At 51.8% G+C, this 15,300-nt stretch carries 19 protein-coding genes; 4 read left to right on the forward strand and 15 right to left on the reverse strand.

Going from position 1 to position 15,300, the window contains the following annotated elements:
- Positions 1–125: 125 nt before the first annotated feature.
- The 7 genes from VE954_RS28725 to VE954_RS28755 form a co-directional block, all read right to left on the reverse strand.
- Positions 126–758, reverse strand: a complete 633-nt coding sequence (locus VE954_RS28725; protein ID WP_324959403.1) for a phage baseplate assembly protein V — start codon at positions 756–758, stop codon at positions 126–128.
- Positions 751–1,179, reverse strand: coding sequence for a hypothetical protein (locus VE954_RS28730; RefSeq protein ID WP_324959405.1), 429 nt, complete (start codon positions 1,177–1,179; stop codon positions 751–753). Before VE954_RS28730 ends, VE954_RS28725 begins: the two co-directional genes overlap by 8 nt.
- 36 nt (positions 1,180–1,215) lie before the next feature.
- Positions 1,216–1,506, reverse strand: a complete 291-nt coding sequence (locus tag VE954_RS28735; protein ID WP_324959406.1) for a hypothetical protein — start codon at positions 1,504–1,506, stop codon at positions 1,216–1,218.
- Positions 1,503–2,573 (reverse strand): major capsid protein, encoded by a 1,071-nt coding sequence (locus VE954_RS28740; RefSeq protein WP_324959409.1) that lies wholly within the window; start codon positions 2,571–2,573, stop codon positions 1,503–1,505. Before VE954_RS28740 ends, VE954_RS28735 begins: the two co-directional genes overlap by 4 nt.
- The gene (locus tag VE954_RS28745) at positions 2,534–2,929 is read right to left on the reverse strand and encodes a head decoration protein (protein ID WP_324959411.1); all 396 of its coding nucleotides are present in this window, start codon (positions 2,927–2,929) and stop codon (positions 2,534–2,536) included. Before VE954_RS28745 ends, VE954_RS28740 begins: the two co-directional genes overlap by 40 nt.
- The gene (locus VE954_RS28750; protein WP_324959413.1) at positions 2,930–4,138 is read right to left on the reverse strand and encodes a S49 family peptidase; all 1,209 of its coding nucleotides are present in this window, start codon (positions 4,136–4,138) and stop codon (positions 2,930–2,932) included.
- Between the two features lie 98 nt (positions 4,139–4,236).
- Positions 4,237–4,857, reverse strand: a complete 621-nt coding sequence (locus tag VE954_RS28755; protein WP_324959415.1) for a hypothetical protein — start codon at positions 4,855–4,857, stop codon at positions 4,237–4,239.
- Positions 4,858–5,095: 238 nt separating this feature from the next.
- Here VE954_RS28755 and VE954_RS28760 point away from each other — a divergent pair, with 238 nt between their 5' ends.
- Positions 5,096–5,545, forward strand: coding sequence for a hypothetical protein (locus VE954_RS28760; RefSeq protein ID WP_324959417.1), 450 nt, complete (start codon positions 5,096–5,098; stop codon positions 5,543–5,545).
- Between the two features lie 38 nt (positions 5,546–5,583).
- On the opposite strand, the gene VE954_RS28765 is transcribed toward VE954_RS28760, so the two are convergent.
- Positions 5,584–7,080 (reverse strand): phage portal protein, encoded by a 1,497-nt coding sequence (locus VE954_RS28765; protein ID WP_324959419.1) that lies wholly within the window; start codon positions 7,078–7,080, stop codon positions 5,584–5,586.
- On the opposite strand from VE954_RS28765, the gene VE954_RS28770 reads away from it, so the two are divergent.
- Positions 7,079–7,309 (forward strand): hypothetical protein, encoded by a 231-nt coding sequence (locus VE954_RS28770; protein WP_324959421.1) that lies wholly within the window; start codon positions 7,079–7,081, stop codon positions 7,307–7,309. The genes VE954_RS28765 and VE954_RS28770 overlap by 2 nt on opposite strands.
- A 13-nt stretch (positions 7,310–7,322) precedes the next feature.
- Here the strand turns inward: VE954_RS28770 and VE954_RS28775 are convergent, their stop codons facing one another.
- Together VE954_RS28775 and VE954_RS28780 are read right to left on the reverse strand one after the other, a co-directional pair.
- On the reverse strand, positions 7,323–9,095 hold the full coding sequence (locus tag VE954_RS28775; RefSeq protein ID WP_324959423.1) for a terminase gpA endonuclease subunit: 1,773 nt from the start codon (positions 9,093–9,095) through the stop codon (positions 7,323–7,325).
- A gap of 67 nt (positions 9,096–9,162) precedes the next feature.
- Positions 9,163–9,816: a hypothetical protein gene (locus tag VE954_RS28780; RefSeq protein WP_324959425.1), complete on the reverse strand. Its 654-nt coding sequence runs from the start codon at positions 9,814–9,816 to the stop codon at positions 9,163–9,165.
- 456 nt (positions 9,817–10,272) lie between these two features.
- Between VE954_RS28780 and VE954_RS28785 the strand changes: the two genes are divergently transcribed.
- The gene (locus VE954_RS28785) at positions 10,273–11,265 is read left to right on the forward strand and encodes a hypothetical protein (RefSeq protein WP_324959427.1); all 993 of its coding nucleotides are present in this window, start codon (positions 10,273–10,275) and stop codon (positions 11,263–11,265) included.
- Positions 11,266–11,369: 104 nt separating this feature from the next.
- Here the strand turns inward: VE954_RS28785 and VE954_RS28790 are convergent, their stop codons facing one another.
- The 4 genes from VE954_RS28790 to VE954_RS28805 form a co-directional block, all read right to left on the reverse strand.
- Positions 11,370–12,101, reverse strand: a complete 732-nt coding sequence (locus VE954_RS28790; protein WP_324959429.1) for a hypothetical protein — start codon at positions 12,099–12,101, stop codon at positions 11,370–11,372.
- Between the two features lie 64 nt (positions 12,102–12,165).
- Entirely contained in the window at positions 12,166–12,591 is a 426-nt protein-coding gene (locus tag VE954_RS28795) for a DUF2335 domain-containing protein (RefSeq protein ID WP_324959431.1), read from the reverse strand.
- A 178-nt stretch (positions 12,592–12,769) separates the two neighbouring features.
- Positions 12,770–13,063 (reverse strand): hypothetical protein, encoded by a 294-nt coding sequence (locus VE954_RS28800; protein ID WP_324959434.1) that lies wholly within the window; start codon positions 13,061–13,063, stop codon positions 12,770–12,772.
- A 91-nt stretch (positions 13,064–13,154) separates the two neighbouring features.
- On the reverse strand, positions 13,155–13,349 hold the full coding sequence (locus tag VE954_RS28805) for a hypothetical protein (protein ID WP_324959435.1): 195 nt from the start codon (positions 13,347–13,349) through the stop codon (positions 13,155–13,157).
- A 318-nt stretch (positions 13,350–13,667) separates the two neighbouring features.
- Between VE954_RS28805 and VE954_RS28810 the strand changes: the two genes are divergently transcribed.
- Entirely contained in the window at positions 13,668–14,567 is a 900-nt protein-coding gene (locus VE954_RS28810) for a hypothetical protein (protein ID WP_324959437.1), read from the forward strand.
- A gap of 4 nt (positions 14,568–14,571) precedes the next feature.
- On the opposite strand, the gene VE954_RS28815 is transcribed toward VE954_RS28810, so the two are convergent.
- Positions 14,572–15,300, reverse strand: a 729-nt coding sequence (locus VE954_RS28815; RefSeq protein ID WP_324959439.1) for a hypothetical protein, incomplete at its 5' end; no start/stop codon positions are given.

The following is a 15,300-nucleotide window of genomic DNA, read 5'->3' on the forward strand; positions in this document are numbered from 1 at the left end:
GCGGTGATATGGTTGCTGATGGCCTGGGCCACTTCCTCCCATGCCTTTTTTGGATCACCAGCGGTTCCTGTCGCAGCCGCATGTAGCGCATCGGCCAGCGCCTTTTCTGTCCCTTTCAGAGCCATTCAGCCTCCCGCCGGGGAGGGCTGGGGATTAGGGTCATCAGGCGCATCAGTAAACGAATCCAGGTTCTGAGTGATGGTGGCCAGTTCGGTCGCCGCTGGCAGCAGCTTCTGCGGTCCCATCATCGTCGCCGTTTGCGAGTCCTTAATGGATTTGAACCCGTCGGACACGAGGCTGATGAGCTCGCCCTTCTGATTGCGAATGCTCGCCTTCTTCGTCTCAAAGTCGATTCTGGCTGCCTTGATCTTGACGTTCAGGTCCTTCTCCCGCTGAATCAGGAGAGTATTGGTCCCCGTGTCATAGCTGCATTCAAGGCCATCCGAATATCGGACAAGGTGCAGACCTGCGGATTTAGAGGGCGCAGGTCTGGATCCCGAGTAAATGCCTGTGAGCACAAAGCCAGTGGCAAGCTCGCCACCGGGGCTGAGGACCAGAACCTGCTCGCCTGGCTCTGGCGGATCCCAGGTGATGGTATTGCCGGCCCTGCGGGCGAAATAGGACAGCCATCCGGTTGTATGCTTACTGCTTAAGCGGACTTTGACCTTGGCCTTTGCGTGGTCCACTTCCGCGATCGTTCCCGGGCGCAGAAGATTTTCGAGTCGGCGCAGGATGTCTGCGACCGCGATATCAAGCATCCTGCTTCTCCCCATTGATCCAGACCTCTTTTGGGATGCCAGGGGCCGCGGGCTGCCAGGTCGGCTTTTGATACTGAACGTGAAAGGTCATTGACAGGGCTGCTATCCGCTTTTCTCCGATCATTTCGTGACCAAAATCGATATCGTGCAGAACACACTCGGCCACGGTCTTTTCAATTCCCTCACTCTTTTCAATTGCGGTGCGGATGCGCTCATAGATTTCAACCAGTTCTGATTCCGGATCCTCGCCGGCCATGACGCAGGCCTCGACGACAAACAGCACCTCACGGAGATCGTAAAAATTCTTCTGCTCAAGAAGCATGTCGCGGTGGAAGTAGACGTTGAGGCATGGAAGGTCTTCCATGGAGAGCCTGGAGACCCGGGCGCTGTATCGCCTGAACTCCGGCATGGCTTCTTTCAACGATTTTTCAAACTCCGACCGAACTTTGATGAGCACCTAAAATTTCCGCTCCGATGTTTTTCTGTCGATGATTCGCTCAAGGTCGAACTGCAGGATTCCCACACCTGAGAGACGGCGGGTCTTGACTGCATATCGCTCACCTGTCGCTCTGCGAGTGATGATCGCATCCGCTGGGATCCGTTCGCCCGTGCTGGCCTCGACCATGATCCTGGCGACACGCGTGATGAGGCCTGGATCATTGGCGGCGGCGTCCGCGTCGTATTCCGTGAAGACCGCTTTGAACAAGGTCTCAGGGGTGCTGAATTCCGTTTCCAGCTCCCGGATCATGCCGCGACATCGACCAGGCAGGCGGTGTTCGCATCATAGGTCATCAAAAGAGGCGCAGACTGGAGCATGACAAAGCGCACGCTCGGATCTTCGATCTCCCAGGACTTTGCAAAGATCGGCTGCGCCCTGAGGCCTGCTTTGAGATCCAGGATGGCTCCAAAGTGCCGAACCCCCTTGATGTCATCGCAAGTGAAAAGGGCCTGCTTGGGCTGGATATAATACTGCCCATCATCCGATTTGCCTTCGTGGACCCAAAAATGCACGTTGCCGTAGTAGCCTTTGTAAATCAGTTGCTCGAAAGAGGCTTCTCCTGGCGTTTGAGGCACAGAAAGTTCCGCACCCCGAACATATTCCGGAAGCATTTTTTGAATGTCCGGGCGATTGCGGAAGAGATCCCAGGCGTCGTAACCAAGGATGCAGTTGCGCGGTCTCGATTGGGTAAGGTTCAGGCTCGCGACCTCACGCTGCAAACCTTCGAGCCAGCTCGTTATTGATGGTATCGCGGCTGAATCGCCCCATCCCTTTCCTGCGAGCTTCTTGGTCAATGATGCATCGCGTCCATAATCCAGAACAGCATCGATCCCCTCGCCCCTGATCGTGATCTTGCCGGTCTTGACGACTTCAGCTGCCATCAGCTCTAGGCGGTTACGATGGCGCTCATAGAGCCGGTTCACATCACGCAGGAGCGCCTGCTCTGCTCTTTGCATAGGCGTCAGTTCCCCGCCGAAGGCCTCGCCTGGCAGGCGATGAAAACCGCGGTCAGGCTTGAGGTCCACTTTTTCTTTCATATAAGCCGGCTTGTAGCTTTTGGTGTGGTATCCCTTGCTTCTGAGCATTGGCGCCTCAGCGAGCGGATGAACGAAAGGCATGATGCCGGCCTTGTTGCCATCATCTTCGTCAAAGAAAACTTCTTCCTTGTCGCTCTGAACAACGGTCGGAAAATACCGGTCGAGGAAGTAACGGGATTTCGGAATAATGCGTTCAACCAGTCGGTTGAGGTAATAGGTCGAGTAGATCGATGTCAGGCTCAGTCTTCTCCTTTTTCGATGAAGATCGATCGCAGCCACAAGTCATCCTCAATGGCTTCGATCGTGTGGCCTTTGCCTACGGTGAGATCGAGGCCGAGGAAGGCTCCGGCTTTGTAAATTGGTGCAGTTATATCCTTGGCGGTCGCATCCACATCGACCTGTAGGATGGCATAGGGCTTTTCGCTGCCATCGACGATTGCGCTTTCATCTTGCGCCTTCGCAGCACAGAGGACGCATTTCTGGGTTGCAGTCTTCTTGCCGAGAACGGATCCGGCTTTCAGAACCTGTCCCTTTTCGATGGTCACAATCCCTCGACGGGTGGGCCAGTTGCCCTGGTGAATGAATTCGGGGGTATAGGTATCAACTTTTTTAAAGGACGGGTCGAACCAGGACAATCAGGCTCCTTTGAAATTTATGCCGGATGTTTTTGCGAGATCGATGGCTGCGCTGAGCTGCGCATCAATCTTTTGCTGCTCAGAGGCATCAGCAATGGGTATATCGAGGGAGGAAAGTTTGCGATCAAATGCAAACCTTGGATCCTCCTGGGGAGTTGGCTTCGTCGCACCGGCAAGCCTGGCTTCCAGCAGAATCTGGACAGCAGCGTCCTGGGCGCTCAGCTTCTCGTTTTCAATAAGGGTCTGGCAAAATTCCTGAGATACCTGCCCCTGCGCCAGCTGACGAATTGTGCTTTCCCGGTCAGCTTTGGCCTTTGCGGAGGCAAGGCCGCGCTGAACTCCGATCTCGATCAATTCCGCAGCCACTGCCGGGTGTTTTTCTGCAATGAGACTTGCAGTGATTTCCTGTATCACTTGGTGTACTCCAGTTTGTTCAATGACGCCTTCCAGCGTCGAAATTCCATCAATCATGCCACGCGTGGCGGCTTCTGTGCCGACAAATACGGCTCCCTGCCCAAACCTGTCCATCACCACATCTCGGCTGACACCGCGATTGCGGGCGACTTTCTGAACAAATACTTCCGCCAGCCCATCGATGACCCGCTGAACTTCAGCAGCACCCTCTTCCGAGGCCGGGTCTGCGTTCTTCTTTGGCGATTGGCTTGAAACGAATTTAAGCTCACCGTCGCCCTTGTCGGATCGCAAGACAGATTGAACTCCGATGCTGCCGATAATGGCGGAATCGGATGCATAGACTTTATCGCAGGCGCTGGCGATCCAGTAGGCTGCGCTCGCACCCACGCCGCCGATATATGCAGTAATTGGTTTTTCGCTACGGGCGGCATGGATATGGTCAGCCAGCTCACTACAGCCGGACGCTTCGCCGCCAGGCGAGTCGATGTCGAGGACGATGCTTTGAACCTTGGGCGAGGCGAGCATCTCGTGAAGGTCCCGAAGGATGCTTTCGTAGCTACTCGCCCCGCAATGGTCAACAAGGAGTCCAGCGCGCTTGAAGAGCGGGCCGCGCACCGGAATAATTCCCACGCTTCCGCGAATGCTGGAGCTGGCGAGATTTCGAGGTCGCTCGCCGATTTTTTTCTCAAGTGCTTCGATGTTGCCATGGCTTTGTGCTATGGAGACGATTGTCCCCAATGCGGCCTCTGTTATGGCCCAGGCAGATTCGGTAATGTAGGTCAGAGCAAAAGACACTGTTTAACCCCGCAGTTAACACTCCCAAACCATAGCCCGTGAGCCACGATTCTGGCAAGCTTTGAGGTGTTTACTGAGGAGTAAACGCTGAGCACGGATTATTTGATTGACCCTCCCGGTTCGTTAATGCATCCACCATCAACATCCCGCTGAACCCACCTACCGCCTTCACAATGTAAATATCGATTCCAGTAGCCGCTTACTTTGCAATCTGTCCGCTTCACAAATTCCCAGTCATCTTCGTTGCATTCGGGGATGAACCACGGCGTTTTTCCTCCGTTCGTGCAGCGCTCCTCATCCTTGCAGTCTTTCACTTCTAAATCTCGGCTGAATTCGGTCCCTGCACCCCAACCAGAATTTAGTGAATCTCCACTCGTCCAGGAAATCGATGCGCCCCTGCAGCGATATTCTGCTGTAATTCGGCCCAGCGTGCCATTCGGCTCACGATGCCCCCGACACTTGTACCATTCTTCATTTAGAATGACGTCGGACTTGTACTTAACAACGCAGCAATAATTCGTCTTCCCGGAACGCAAAAAATCAATATCAGATAACTTCTGCGCACAATCTCTGGGGCTGGAACATTCTTTCGATTCAATTAAAACCTTGGTAAGTCCTGCATCGAGCCAAGGGACCTTTGGAGTTCTAAGCTTGTTCCAGATCAGAAACGCTGCCATAGCAATTACGATAGCTAGGAAAAACAAGACGACTTTTCGCATTCTCATACCACCACCAATTTACGTAGGTTTAATGGCCTTATGGAGCAAGCAGCGTTCCATTTTCCTATGAAACCAAGTGCTCGGAATGATTTAAAAATGCGTGGACTGTCACGGTGATTGAATTATCTGAAAGGATTGTGGACGAGTGGTGTCAATGTGTTTGGCATTGTTTCGCAAAATATTCAGTGTTATTGTCTAAATTCTTCATTTTTACGGCGCGTAACAATTCGAGAAAGTTATGAAGATTTCCTCCTATTTGATTCTTCCTAGTCTTGTCGCAGTTTCTATATTCGCTGCAGCCTGCACCACCAAAGATAATGGCGAACTCAAGCCACTGCTCACAAATCCAGAGATTGCTGTTCCAACAGCCATTGCTAACAAGATTACGGGGAGAGATCGGATTTACCTGATCAAGGGTGAGATCTCCCAGGATCAGAAGTGCTTCCGACCTTATCCGATGTCCAGACTGAAGGTTAAAATCCGGCAAATTGGTGATCAGGCAGCGCAGAAAGACGAAAGCACTTTTTATCCCAATGACAGATTATTTCAAAAGGAACTCGTTCTGGATTCCAAATATTCGTATTTGGTTCAACTTATTTATGAACCCACGAATGTTGTTCTTGCGGAAAAAAAGGTAATCGTAGAAGACCCAATAAACGTGCTTCTGAAAATCCATTGCGAATCTTGACATGCAGGGGGCTGTCAAGAAGCGGCAGCGATGTGTGATCAAACCTTTCCTTTCCTTGTCGTATTGCCGTTGCCCTGTTCTTGTGCCACGCTAAGAGGTTGAGCCTTTGACTGGATCTTGAAGATATCGGCTTCCGCCGTATATTCTCGCACATGCTTATCAAAGTCCCGGCCTTGGCTTTCGATGATGGAGCGCCGCGATCGAATGCCATTTTTGATATCGCATTCGTTGGACTTCGATTCCTTCAGGGGATCGATTGATTCCATTTCGGTTCCAGTCCATTGCGTTGCAAGGTATGCCTGTCGCGCAAGCGGATCATCGAATCCAGGGGCTTCGAGCAACCCCTCTCGGACAGCATCGGTGATGACCCATTCCCAGACGGGCCTGCAGAAGGCTTCGATAAACCACGACCGCCAGACTTTGAAAGATTTCCAGGCTTCGAGGATCGCACCCCGCGCAGCCGAGTAGCTCGACTGAAAATGCTGGGTATAGACCTCATATGGCAGCCCGAGGCCGATGCCAATCTGTTTGATTACCGCCTGCACAAAGGGATCAAAATTAGGGTTGGGCCGACCTGGTGCTGACCTGTCGACCTTTTCATTGGGCAGCAGTTCCATCATGATTCCTGGACCAAACTTTTCGGTATGGCGCTTCTGGGGCGGACGGAGTGCTTCGGGAATTGCCGACTTCTGCCGCGCGGCGACATCCGGCGTTTCCGTTGTGATAAAGGTCGTGTAGCAGGCATTGATAGCCGCCGCCAGGATCTCGGCCTCAGAATAGTCGGTCAGCTGTTTGAATTTCTGCACGACGGGTGCGAGGAACGGTTCGCCCCGGCTTTGCCCCGGCAGGCGCTTGCGAAAGACATGGAGAGCGACCTGGTTCCCTTCGTCGTCAAATCTTGGCACCCGCACGGTCCCAGGCCCGATTCCAATGCCTCGCGGCGTGGTCTCAACGTGATAGGCGACCGGCACACCGGCCTTGTCGAATTCAACCCCTTCGCGGATCTCCACCTCCCTGGCGCTGCCGAAAGACGGATTTTGGATTCGGGCGCCATCGATGAGCTGGAGGCAGACCGGCAGAATTACACCTGGACGGTCCCTGTAGCGCCGGATCACGAGGCAGTCGCCATCCAGCATGGTGCTGCGGAACGCCTGCTGCTCGATCTCCTGAAGCGTGGACTGGCCGTGGAAATCGGCTGCGGCCTTTCCCATGTGCATCTCAAAGACCTTTTCCGCGCGCCGCTCGAAGGCACGGGCGTCTGGCTCTGTGATGCCCGCCAGCTCGTGATCGATGCGCGCCTGCGGGCGCAATCCATCGCCGATGACGTTGGTCGTGTAATTTTCGATGGCACCACGGGCCAGGCTTTCATTTCTGTCGAGCTGCCGACACTGATCCCGCAGGGTTCCGAGTGATGGCAGAAGCGCCTCGTCCGCGCTGGAAGATGGCGGATTCCACTCCTGGGTGGCGGGATTTGTTTGCGAAGTCGAGCGGTACGGTGCCTCGACCTCAGGGTATCCATAACTGGATGAGGCCATGATGCGTCCGAAGACGCGCTGGAAGAGTGAGGGCTTCGGTGGCTCCTTAACCTCGAACGGCATGGCTCACCCCTTCCCCACTCTGCCGCTTGATGGCCATGGCGAGGCGTCGGCGCTCCTGATACAGCTCTTTCAGAGCTGCTCGCGATATTCGGCGCCGATCACCGTTCACTTCGATTTCAACATCCTGGCCACCAGCCTCGATGGCTTCAATGGCCTTTTCAACTGATTCAAGTCGATCCTCAAGCGTGCGCGCGGCCCGCCTCCTGTGTGAGATAGGTTGCAAGCTGGTCGATATCTGTGCCCAGCCAGTAAAATGCTGCGAGTGCGTATCGGAAGCAGTCAAAAGCATGGTCAGCCACGCCTTGAGTGGTCTGGTAAACTGTGCGCCATTCCCCATTGATCGCCTTGTGGCGCGCCTTCGGAGCAATCAGCTGGGTGAAGAAGTGGCGCTTTTCCGGGTCGTCCCAGAAGCTTCGCGGAAAGTGGCAGAACCCCGGCCCATAGGGGCTCTCGATCTTGTTTTCTTCGAAGAGTTTCACCTGATTGATAGAGTGAGCGATTGAAGCGAATACGCGGGCCTTGGTCGTATTTGCACCGACCGGATACACCCGCACTCCAAAATCGTTGTTAAGCGTCTGCCGCCCAATTACCGGAGTGGCATCCCCTGGCATCCCTTTGATACAGATAAAATTTCGATGGAACAGCGGTCCTACAAAGTCGTGGACGCTTTGCGTATTCGCGCCTCCAGTGTCGAACGCAGCAGCTGCCACTTCGAGTGGGAAACCCAATGGGTGGTCCCAGCGCCGATTGAGCTTCAACATGAGCCGGTCCCAGGTATCCTTCTGATCTGCGTCGCCGTGGATGACACCATAGTCCACGAGCCAGCTTTCCTGCCCGGCGCCAAATCCGCGAATGACGTAATCGAGATGCTTGGGATGTACGTCTATACCCGACGTCAGCAAAAATATGCCAGGATTCAGCTCGTTGGAGTCTTCAAGGAGCTTTTCCACGCCCTTGATGTCGATGGAATCCGCCGGGTCTTCCCAGGCTTCGCCTAACACATTGTTGTGGAAGGCTTTGAGCTTCTGGATATCCTTTTTTGCTTCGACCCAAAGGTTCCAGGCATCGTCCCAGCTGAAAAACTGCGGCGCCGCATATAGTGCACTGAGAATGTAGCCCTTCACGCGACCGCCAGATTTGTCTTCTGCAGTCGCAATCCACTGGCCGTGGCGAATCAGGTATACCTTGTCGATGTTTCTATGAGGATGGCCGCAGCATGGCGCGTGCCACTCGGTTTCGCCGCTGGCTGATTCGGGTGGTCCCTTCATGTATTCCCACTCGACCGTACCGAGCGTGCCGCAGCCCCGGCAAGGGACGTGGTACTTGAGTTGCTGGGTATCCTCGACATCACGCGTGATGGGACATACTCCTTTGATTGTCGGCGTACTCATGCGCAGGATCTTGCGGGTTTTCTGGTAAGTACTGGTGCAACCGAGCGCAATAGTGGATGGATCGCCTTCCCCCTGGCAATCGGGGTCGTAAGCGCTTTGCTCGTCCAGGATCAGCCGGCGCACGGATTGACTGCGAAGTTCGCTGCTGGACTTCGCCGAGGCGATGTTGATGAAGCCCCCTGGGAAAGTCTTGATATCCAGGGTGTCACGCTCTTTTTGCTTCACTTCCCCGATCTTACCCTGCAGGTCCTTACAGCGGCGAAGGATCGGCGCGAGCTTCTGCTTGCTGAACTTCTGCTTCGAATCACGGGTTGGGAATACGACCATCGCCGCGGCGGGCGAGACGGTGGCACCCCACAGCAGCCAGGCGGTGGAAAGGATCGTCAGACCAAGCTGCCGCCCTTTGCGGACGCGAACCTCTTCCACCCCGCTGTCGTCCTCGAGGTCGCGCAGGATATCCACCATGTACCAGGTGTCGTCAAAGCGGATCGGACCCGGGCGTGGGGTATCTTCCGGCAGGATCAGATTTTTTTCGCAATATTCCTTGATTCCGACTCGCAAGATCGGGCGGACGCCAGCAGCAATGTATGGGAGGACGGTGCCAATCGCCTCGCGGAGAGCATATTTTTCAATCCGCAGCTAGGACACCAGTCACGCTGTCGGAGACGCGTTGCAGGGGTTCGGATAGAGCCGCTTCACGCAATAGGCTCACGTCGAAATTCGAGAGCTGCAGGAGCGCCTGGTAGATTTCCTCCGTGAGCTCTCTAACCAGTGAATCGGCGTCGTCGTCGCCGAGCCCTCTGGACAGGAAGCTGAAGCGCATCTTTTCGGGTATCTCCTGCAGGCGATCGCGCATGTGGCGTGCGGCCTGGAATGCTTCACGCTGAGCGAGATCCAGATCGACGAGTTTTCCGGCATCCTTAAGGGCGGCGATCTGCTCGTTCAGTGCCTGGTAAAATTCGTAGGCTTGCCGGCTTTCGGCGATGGGCGGGAAGCTCCTGGTGGCCCCTTCAGTTGGATTTTGAAGCGCGGGGTCTCGGACCTGGCTCGTGTCGCGGCCGTTTTCCCATTCCAGGACGGCTCGATAAATCTCAAAGCGCCGATGGTTCTTCATCGCGTTGAGGACTGATTTGGAAAGGCGTCCAGAGGTTACGCCTTGGGTGATTGCAGAAGGTGTTACACCGAAGATTTCGGCTAATTCAGAGGCGCTGGCGGTCTTCTTCAGAAGGTCCTTTCCTGAAATTTTCCTAAAATTCTCCCACGCGAAATCCTTGCTGCCCAAGGCCCAGGAGGAATTTTTATTTTACTTTAGGCCATGCTATTTTGATCTGTAAAAAGAGGGCGGTTGATCGTCAACCGCAGGCTCATCGGGATGTCGGAAGGACCCAAAAAGCGTGTAGCCCATGGTAGACATGGCTTTCATGGTCATGCCGCCCCTAAACGAGGTCTAAGCAAGGGCTTTGCGATATCACAGTCATGCGTATATTGATGGAAAAGAACTTTAGAAGAGGTAAGCAATGAATGAGGCTTGTAGCAAGGCTTCGTAGGTGTAGGCTTCCTGTATCTGTTGGTGCTCTAGGTATTGTCTGGCAATCAACTCAATGCCATCCATTTCATATTGGATCAGGTTTTCGACGAATTTGCAAGAATTTTTCCTGCAAATTTGCTGAAAATAAAATGTCGGTTCGTCCTCGACAGCTTGCTCGCCTTTCTTAGATTTCGGGGAACATAATGTAACATGATTATCAAGGACCTGCCGCTGTGTTCAAAGTCAGAAAAAAGTTATGCCAACGGGCGCCATCTAGGTTCAATACCTTGTGCTCGCGCCGGAGAAATTATGGTTCATGATCATTTTCTTGTTTTTATTGATGACACTGGAAACGTGTTGTCAATAAAAGAGAAAAAGCAATATGGACTCGGGTTTTGCGCCTTTCCTTCTTCAATCGCTAACGATTTGCACAGTGATCTTAATTCAGCTTTTCCGCGTGGAATTCACATGAAGAATCTGAGAAAACGAAAGAGCCAGATTTCCGCGAACCTCACGCAACTTCTGAGTAAATACCCCGATGTCCTTGCTGGATCATATATAGAAACAAATACTCAATACGTTGACCATGTCATCGCAGATTCACTGCTCAAATCCGCCGACAAATTCCCCAAGAAAATGATCGAGTACATATCTAAAGCCGAGCTGAATCCTCTAGGATTCATTTCCAGTTCACATGACGCAATGGGAGACATTCCAAAATTTGCTCGCCTTAGTCACTTTGTTGCGGCTGCTCTCCGATTGCCTTTGTTATGCATAGCTAAAACGTTCGACGTGCAGGATCGAAAAATTTCTGTCGACCTCTTCATTCCAAATTGCGGTCATCCAGATAATTTTGCAAGAGAACTTGAGGGGAGCTATGCAAAGGCGATTTCGAACTTTAAGAAAAGTTTCCCTACTCTTTTGGAAGCTCTTAAAATTCCGCCTTTTGATGTGCACATAGAGTCGTATCTTGTCAAACCTACAATATTTATGGACGTTGCAGATACATTTGCGATGGCAGGACAGAAAACCGCTGAAGCGATAGTTATGAATTCCCCATCCGCTCCAGAGTTATTCCTATCTGTACTCCCAATTTTGCGTCGCTCACAATATGGGGTTATTCCAGGCATGTTAATTTCCAAAGGAGGCGATGCCTTTGCCAATCGGGACATTGATGAGATAATTAATAGATGGTCAATCTAGCGAATTACTTGCTTGGGGCCTATATCGTTGAATTGCGCTATAATTTCACCAACTTGCAGAGGCACGATGGGTTGCAGAATTTTTTGCGCCGGATATTGTATACGTTACCGCCGAAATTCAAGCGAAACGTTCCCGTTAAATTTGATTTGCATTGGTCTGGCCCCGGACGCAATGAAACTGGACCTATCGTATCCAATCATGTTCTGAGTCAATTGGTCGAGTTGAACAAACCATGAGGCGAGAAATGTGAAGCCAGAGAATTTTATGACGACTGCATCGATATTTCCATTAGTTGAATGCATAATCGGTACAATCTCGAAAGAATTTTCAATCTTAATCTTACTGTCCACCTTTGCATAAATAGCCAAGCCAGTGTTTGCTGGAAATTTTCTCTTCCCAAAAATAATCTCGACGAGGGCAGAGTTGGGTGACCATGATCCTGCCTGCACCTGAGAGAAGTTTGATAGAGTTTTTAGGCACCACTGGGCAAAGATGGTCTGATTCACCTTTATGACCCGTCGCGGCCAATTTTTCGACAATCCTGCAGCGATCCTTTCCGCACCAATCCGATGGGCCTCTTGAATTGAATCTCGCGCCAATTTTGCAGCAATATCGAGATTAGAGAGGTCGTTATTGTGCTTTTCACACAGTATCTTTGAGGCAAATCCGCCTGTGCCAACATTCACGGCTTGGCCTTTGCACCAATTGAACCCCTGCACCGTCACTGATAGGCCATCAAAGAGACAATCGCTTATCACATGCTCACGCGTGAGCGGACCACCACAATCACCAAGGATAGCAGCCCAACAATTTCGTCCATTTGCTTGACCTGCCATTTTTTTCCAAAGTAAGAGTAAAATGCCTACTCATAGAGGGGTGGGACACAATTGGCCCCCACCTTTACACCCCATCCGTCGACTCTGAATTCTTCTGTTTGCCTTTGAAATGCCCCAGGAGCATTGCCGCGATGCTGGACGCGATTCCGGATCCGATGATTACCGCTGCCGCCGTCGCCTGATCCTTGAGCAAGGCAATGATACCTGCACCGGCGACCACCAGCGCCACTGTCAGCGCAAACCGCTGGCCTCGCTTTCGGGAATCGTTCACCGTCTCCATCCACCGGATGCGTGCTTCGTGCGCCATTTGCTGAGCTTCCCGATTGTATTCCAGCTGCTTTGCCTGAAGGCCACGTCGATGATCGGCCTCAGCAGACTTCTGCTGGAAATAGTCGTCGAGGAACCTCTTGGCACTACCAGGCACCAAACGCTCGTATTCCTCCAGCACGGCTGGTGGTGGTGTTGGTCCTTTGAATCCAGTCGCGAGCATAACGAGTTTTCTGGCATCCGCTTTTAGCTCAACGGGCACTGACTCAATGATTCTTTCAGCTGTAGATTCGATATCGTCGTTGGACTCAATCGCCCCAGAAAGGGCGCCGACTCTGCTGTCATGCACGCTGGAACTTGCGTCATTCGAGTTGCCGTTCACGTTAGACCTTTACGGGTGCTTAAGGACGATCTTTGTTCAGGACCTTCCTGGTCGCTGACTTTGCATCGGCGGTGAGGTTCTGGATATCGCGGTCAAGGGCCTCCGCGTCAATTTCGAGGCCAACTACTATCGAAAATGAGACATCGATATCTGCGCCTGTTTGGATAAGGGAGTTCGAGCGGTAGGATCCTTGGTTAAACACCCCGAAAAAATCAAAGGCACTTCCAAAGCCGCCCCAGAATGCGTCATCGATCAGTTCGGCCTTGAATTGGTCTGCTGCTTCATGATGGTCGGGCTTAAGCTTTGCACTCATGGCTGGACCTCCTTGGGCCAATCTACATCATTGCGCTGTTCAGATCCAGGTCCGGCAGGATTTGTTACTTCGCAATCCGCCAGCAGACTGCCTATTTTTTAATCGGTTGGCTGAAGCGAAGCACATTTCCTAATGCGTCTTCTGAGCATACACAGTATGGGCAGCCGGCAATCAGCAGCACCTCAAACGACAGCTTGCCGCAGTCCTCGCATTCAGTCCGTAGCTCGATCGATTTGAGCAGCATTCGCACCTGGGTCTCCGGTTCGTAGGGTTTAAAATTGGACATTGTTGATCCTCCTTTGCCATTAGCATAGGAACGGATCCGGGAGCGAGCCAGGGACATGATCTGCCCTGTAAGGACATGGAAATGGACACTGGAGGCCTCGCCTACTGAACTCTATGGGTTGGCATCAATTCTAGTTTCAGATCGCGGCACCGAACCATTGCCGGCCACAGCGAAGTCCCGGCGCATCACCAAAGCAGGAGATTGGCCGGCTGAGGATGAAAAATGTCCTCGGCTCACGCATCAAACTTCCAATTTCAAAAAATTAGAATTACAAACATGACAAGCAAGAATCACACTACGAACTTCTCGGAGTAGCGCATGCATGAAAATGACAATGAGAGTGTTCAACCCACCAAATCAAAATTTGAGGCCGAACTGTCAATTGCGCTGATTGATGGGTTCAAAGATTCCGCCGAACCCCTCCTTGATTTCGTTTCAAATTTAGAAGGCGTTGCCAAAGAATTGCCAGTATTGGGCCTAGCGGTGTCAATATATAGAGCAGGCAAAGCTTTTTCTGGACAAAGATTTCAAAAAAAGCTGCGCACCTTTATTCAGGAAGTTGAGTCAAAGGATATTGCAGAATATGAGAAGGAAAAATTCCTGAAGCGTTTTAAAAACTCCCAGGAACAAGAGGAAATTATTTCTGAAGTAATTGAAACAATAGATCGCCTGCGGGATGCCGGGAAAACAAAAGTCTATGCAAATCTATTTTTATCTTTTGTATATGGAAATATCACATGGGAACGCCTTGTCCTTCTTGCTGAATGTCTCGAAAACCTAAACTCAGTGTGCATCAAAAATCTCATAAAATTCAGCTACACTGGCACTTATATTCGCGGCGATGGTGAGCCGGAAATTTATGATGACTTCTATGTGTCTTCTGGCCTTGCGAGACTCGTAGTTGATGGCCACTTCGACCTGAACGAACTCGGCTTGCAACTTCTCCGCTGCGGTCTTCTAAATTCACAGGCACATCGCGATATTCTTAAATTATTGACCGATCTGGATGCCAGGTTTCAAGAATATGAAGACACAGACACAAGCTGCGAATTGTCGGACGATGAAATGCAATCTATCAAAGAACAGATTACACTCTTGCTGCTCAGAATCCCTTTTGAAGAACGAAGTCCATATGAATTTGGGTACTCTGCGTCCGACACAACAGGTCGATTGCTCTCCGATGCATTTGAAGCCGCGCGAAAGGTTTCAAGTTCATAATTTTTCACTTTGGAGTCAATCTATGCTCCACAAATTTCGAGAAAATTTCGAGCGAAGGCATCTTGGCTGAGGTGGTTAGGTCCGTCAGCCTCTTTCGAACTGCTTTGAAAAAACCTTCAAACTCTTGCTCGCGCTCCAGTTTGTGAATCAAAACCTCATCCAGAAACAACGCCATCAAACCAAGATTTTCGGGATTCTCGCCTATCTGATCCTTAAGGCTTCTGATCCTAGATACCTTCTGATCAAAAGTTGCAAGAGCGCGAGTGCTTGTCGCCCAAAAAATCGCGGCGCCAGTTCCGACGAAGTAGACAAACCAGTTGTCTGGCTTCAGCCCATCAAACTGGATCGCTTTCTTTTCATACATGAATGCCAGCGTTAAGCCGATGACCGACGTAAGGATAATTGCCAAGGATAGACAGCAAGCGGTGAGAGTTTTCCTACGGTCTCTCGAATATTTTGCGGCATATGTATTGAAAATGTCGATGATGCCCGAGCACATGAAACTAAGTGCAACCGCCAGTACTATGGCTTCCAAGGCCAGGAGGAAAACTATTCTCCCTTCGGCGTCGGCAAGTAAGAATAGGAACACGAGATAGTAAGCGCCCCAGCAAGTCACGGTTAGACTCCGTCCCCACCTGATCGTATCCTGCCTCATCACCCGCAGTTGGTGATCAAAATACAGTTGAATTTTGAAGCGTCCGTTTGAGTGCTTGGTAAAGATGCAAAAGCCAGC

The organism is Oligoflexus sp., from assembly GCF_035638955.1.
GTDB lineage: Bacteria > Bdellovibrionota_B > Oligoflexia > Oligoflexales > Oligoflexaceae > Oligoflexus.

Excerpts from the sequence above, each read along its gene's own strand:
- VE954_RS28810 (WP_324959437.1), top strand. The coding sequence starts at position 13,668 with ATGCATGAAAATGACAATGAGAGTGTTCAACCCACCAAATCAAAATTT.
- VE954_RS28760 (WP_324959417.1), top strand. The coding sequence starts at position 5,096 with ATGAAGATTTCCTCCTATTTGATTCTTCCTAGTCTTGTCGCAGTTTCT.
- VE954_RS28805 (WP_324959435.1), bottom strand. The coding sequence starts at position 13,349 with ATGTCCAATTTTAAACCCTACGAACCGGAGACCCAGGTGCGAATGCTG.
- VE954_RS28785 (WP_324959427.1), top strand. The coding sequence starts at position 10,273 with ATGATTATCAAGGACCTGCCGCTGTGTTCAAAGTCAGAAAAAAGTTAT.
- VE954_RS28770 (WP_324959421.1), top strand. The coding sequence starts at position 7,079 with ATGATGCGTCCGAAGACGCGCTGGAAGAGTGAGGGCTTCGGTGGCTCC.
- VE954_RS28755 (WP_324959415.1), bottom strand. The coding sequence starts at position 4,857 with ATGCGAAAAGTCGTCTTGTTTTTCCTAGCTATCGTAATTGCTATGGCA.
- VE954_RS28790 (WP_324959429.1), bottom strand. The coding sequence starts at position 12,101 with ATGGCAGGTCAAGCAAATGGACGAAATTGTTGGGCTGCTATCCTTGGT.
- VE954_RS28725 (WP_324959403.1), bottom strand. The coding sequence starts at position 758 with ATGCTTGATATCGCGGTCGCAGACATCCTGCGCCGACTCGAAAATCTT.
- VE954_RS28795 (WP_324959431.1), bottom strand. The coding sequence starts at position 12,591 with ATGCTCGCGACTGGATTCAAAGGACCAACACCACCACCAGCCGTGCTG.
- VE954_RS28735 (WP_324959406.1), bottom strand. The coding sequence starts at position 1,506 with ATGATCCGGGAGCTGGAAACGGAATTCAGCACCCCTGAGACCTTGTTC.
- VE954_RS28765 (WP_324959419.1), bottom strand. The coding sequence starts at position 7,080 with ATGGCCTCATCCAGTTATGGATACCCTGAGGTCGAGGCACCGTACCGC.
- VE954_RS28800 (WP_324959434.1), bottom strand. The coding sequence starts at position 13,063 with ATGAGTGCAAAGCTTAAGCCCGACCATCATGAAGCAGCAGACCAATTC.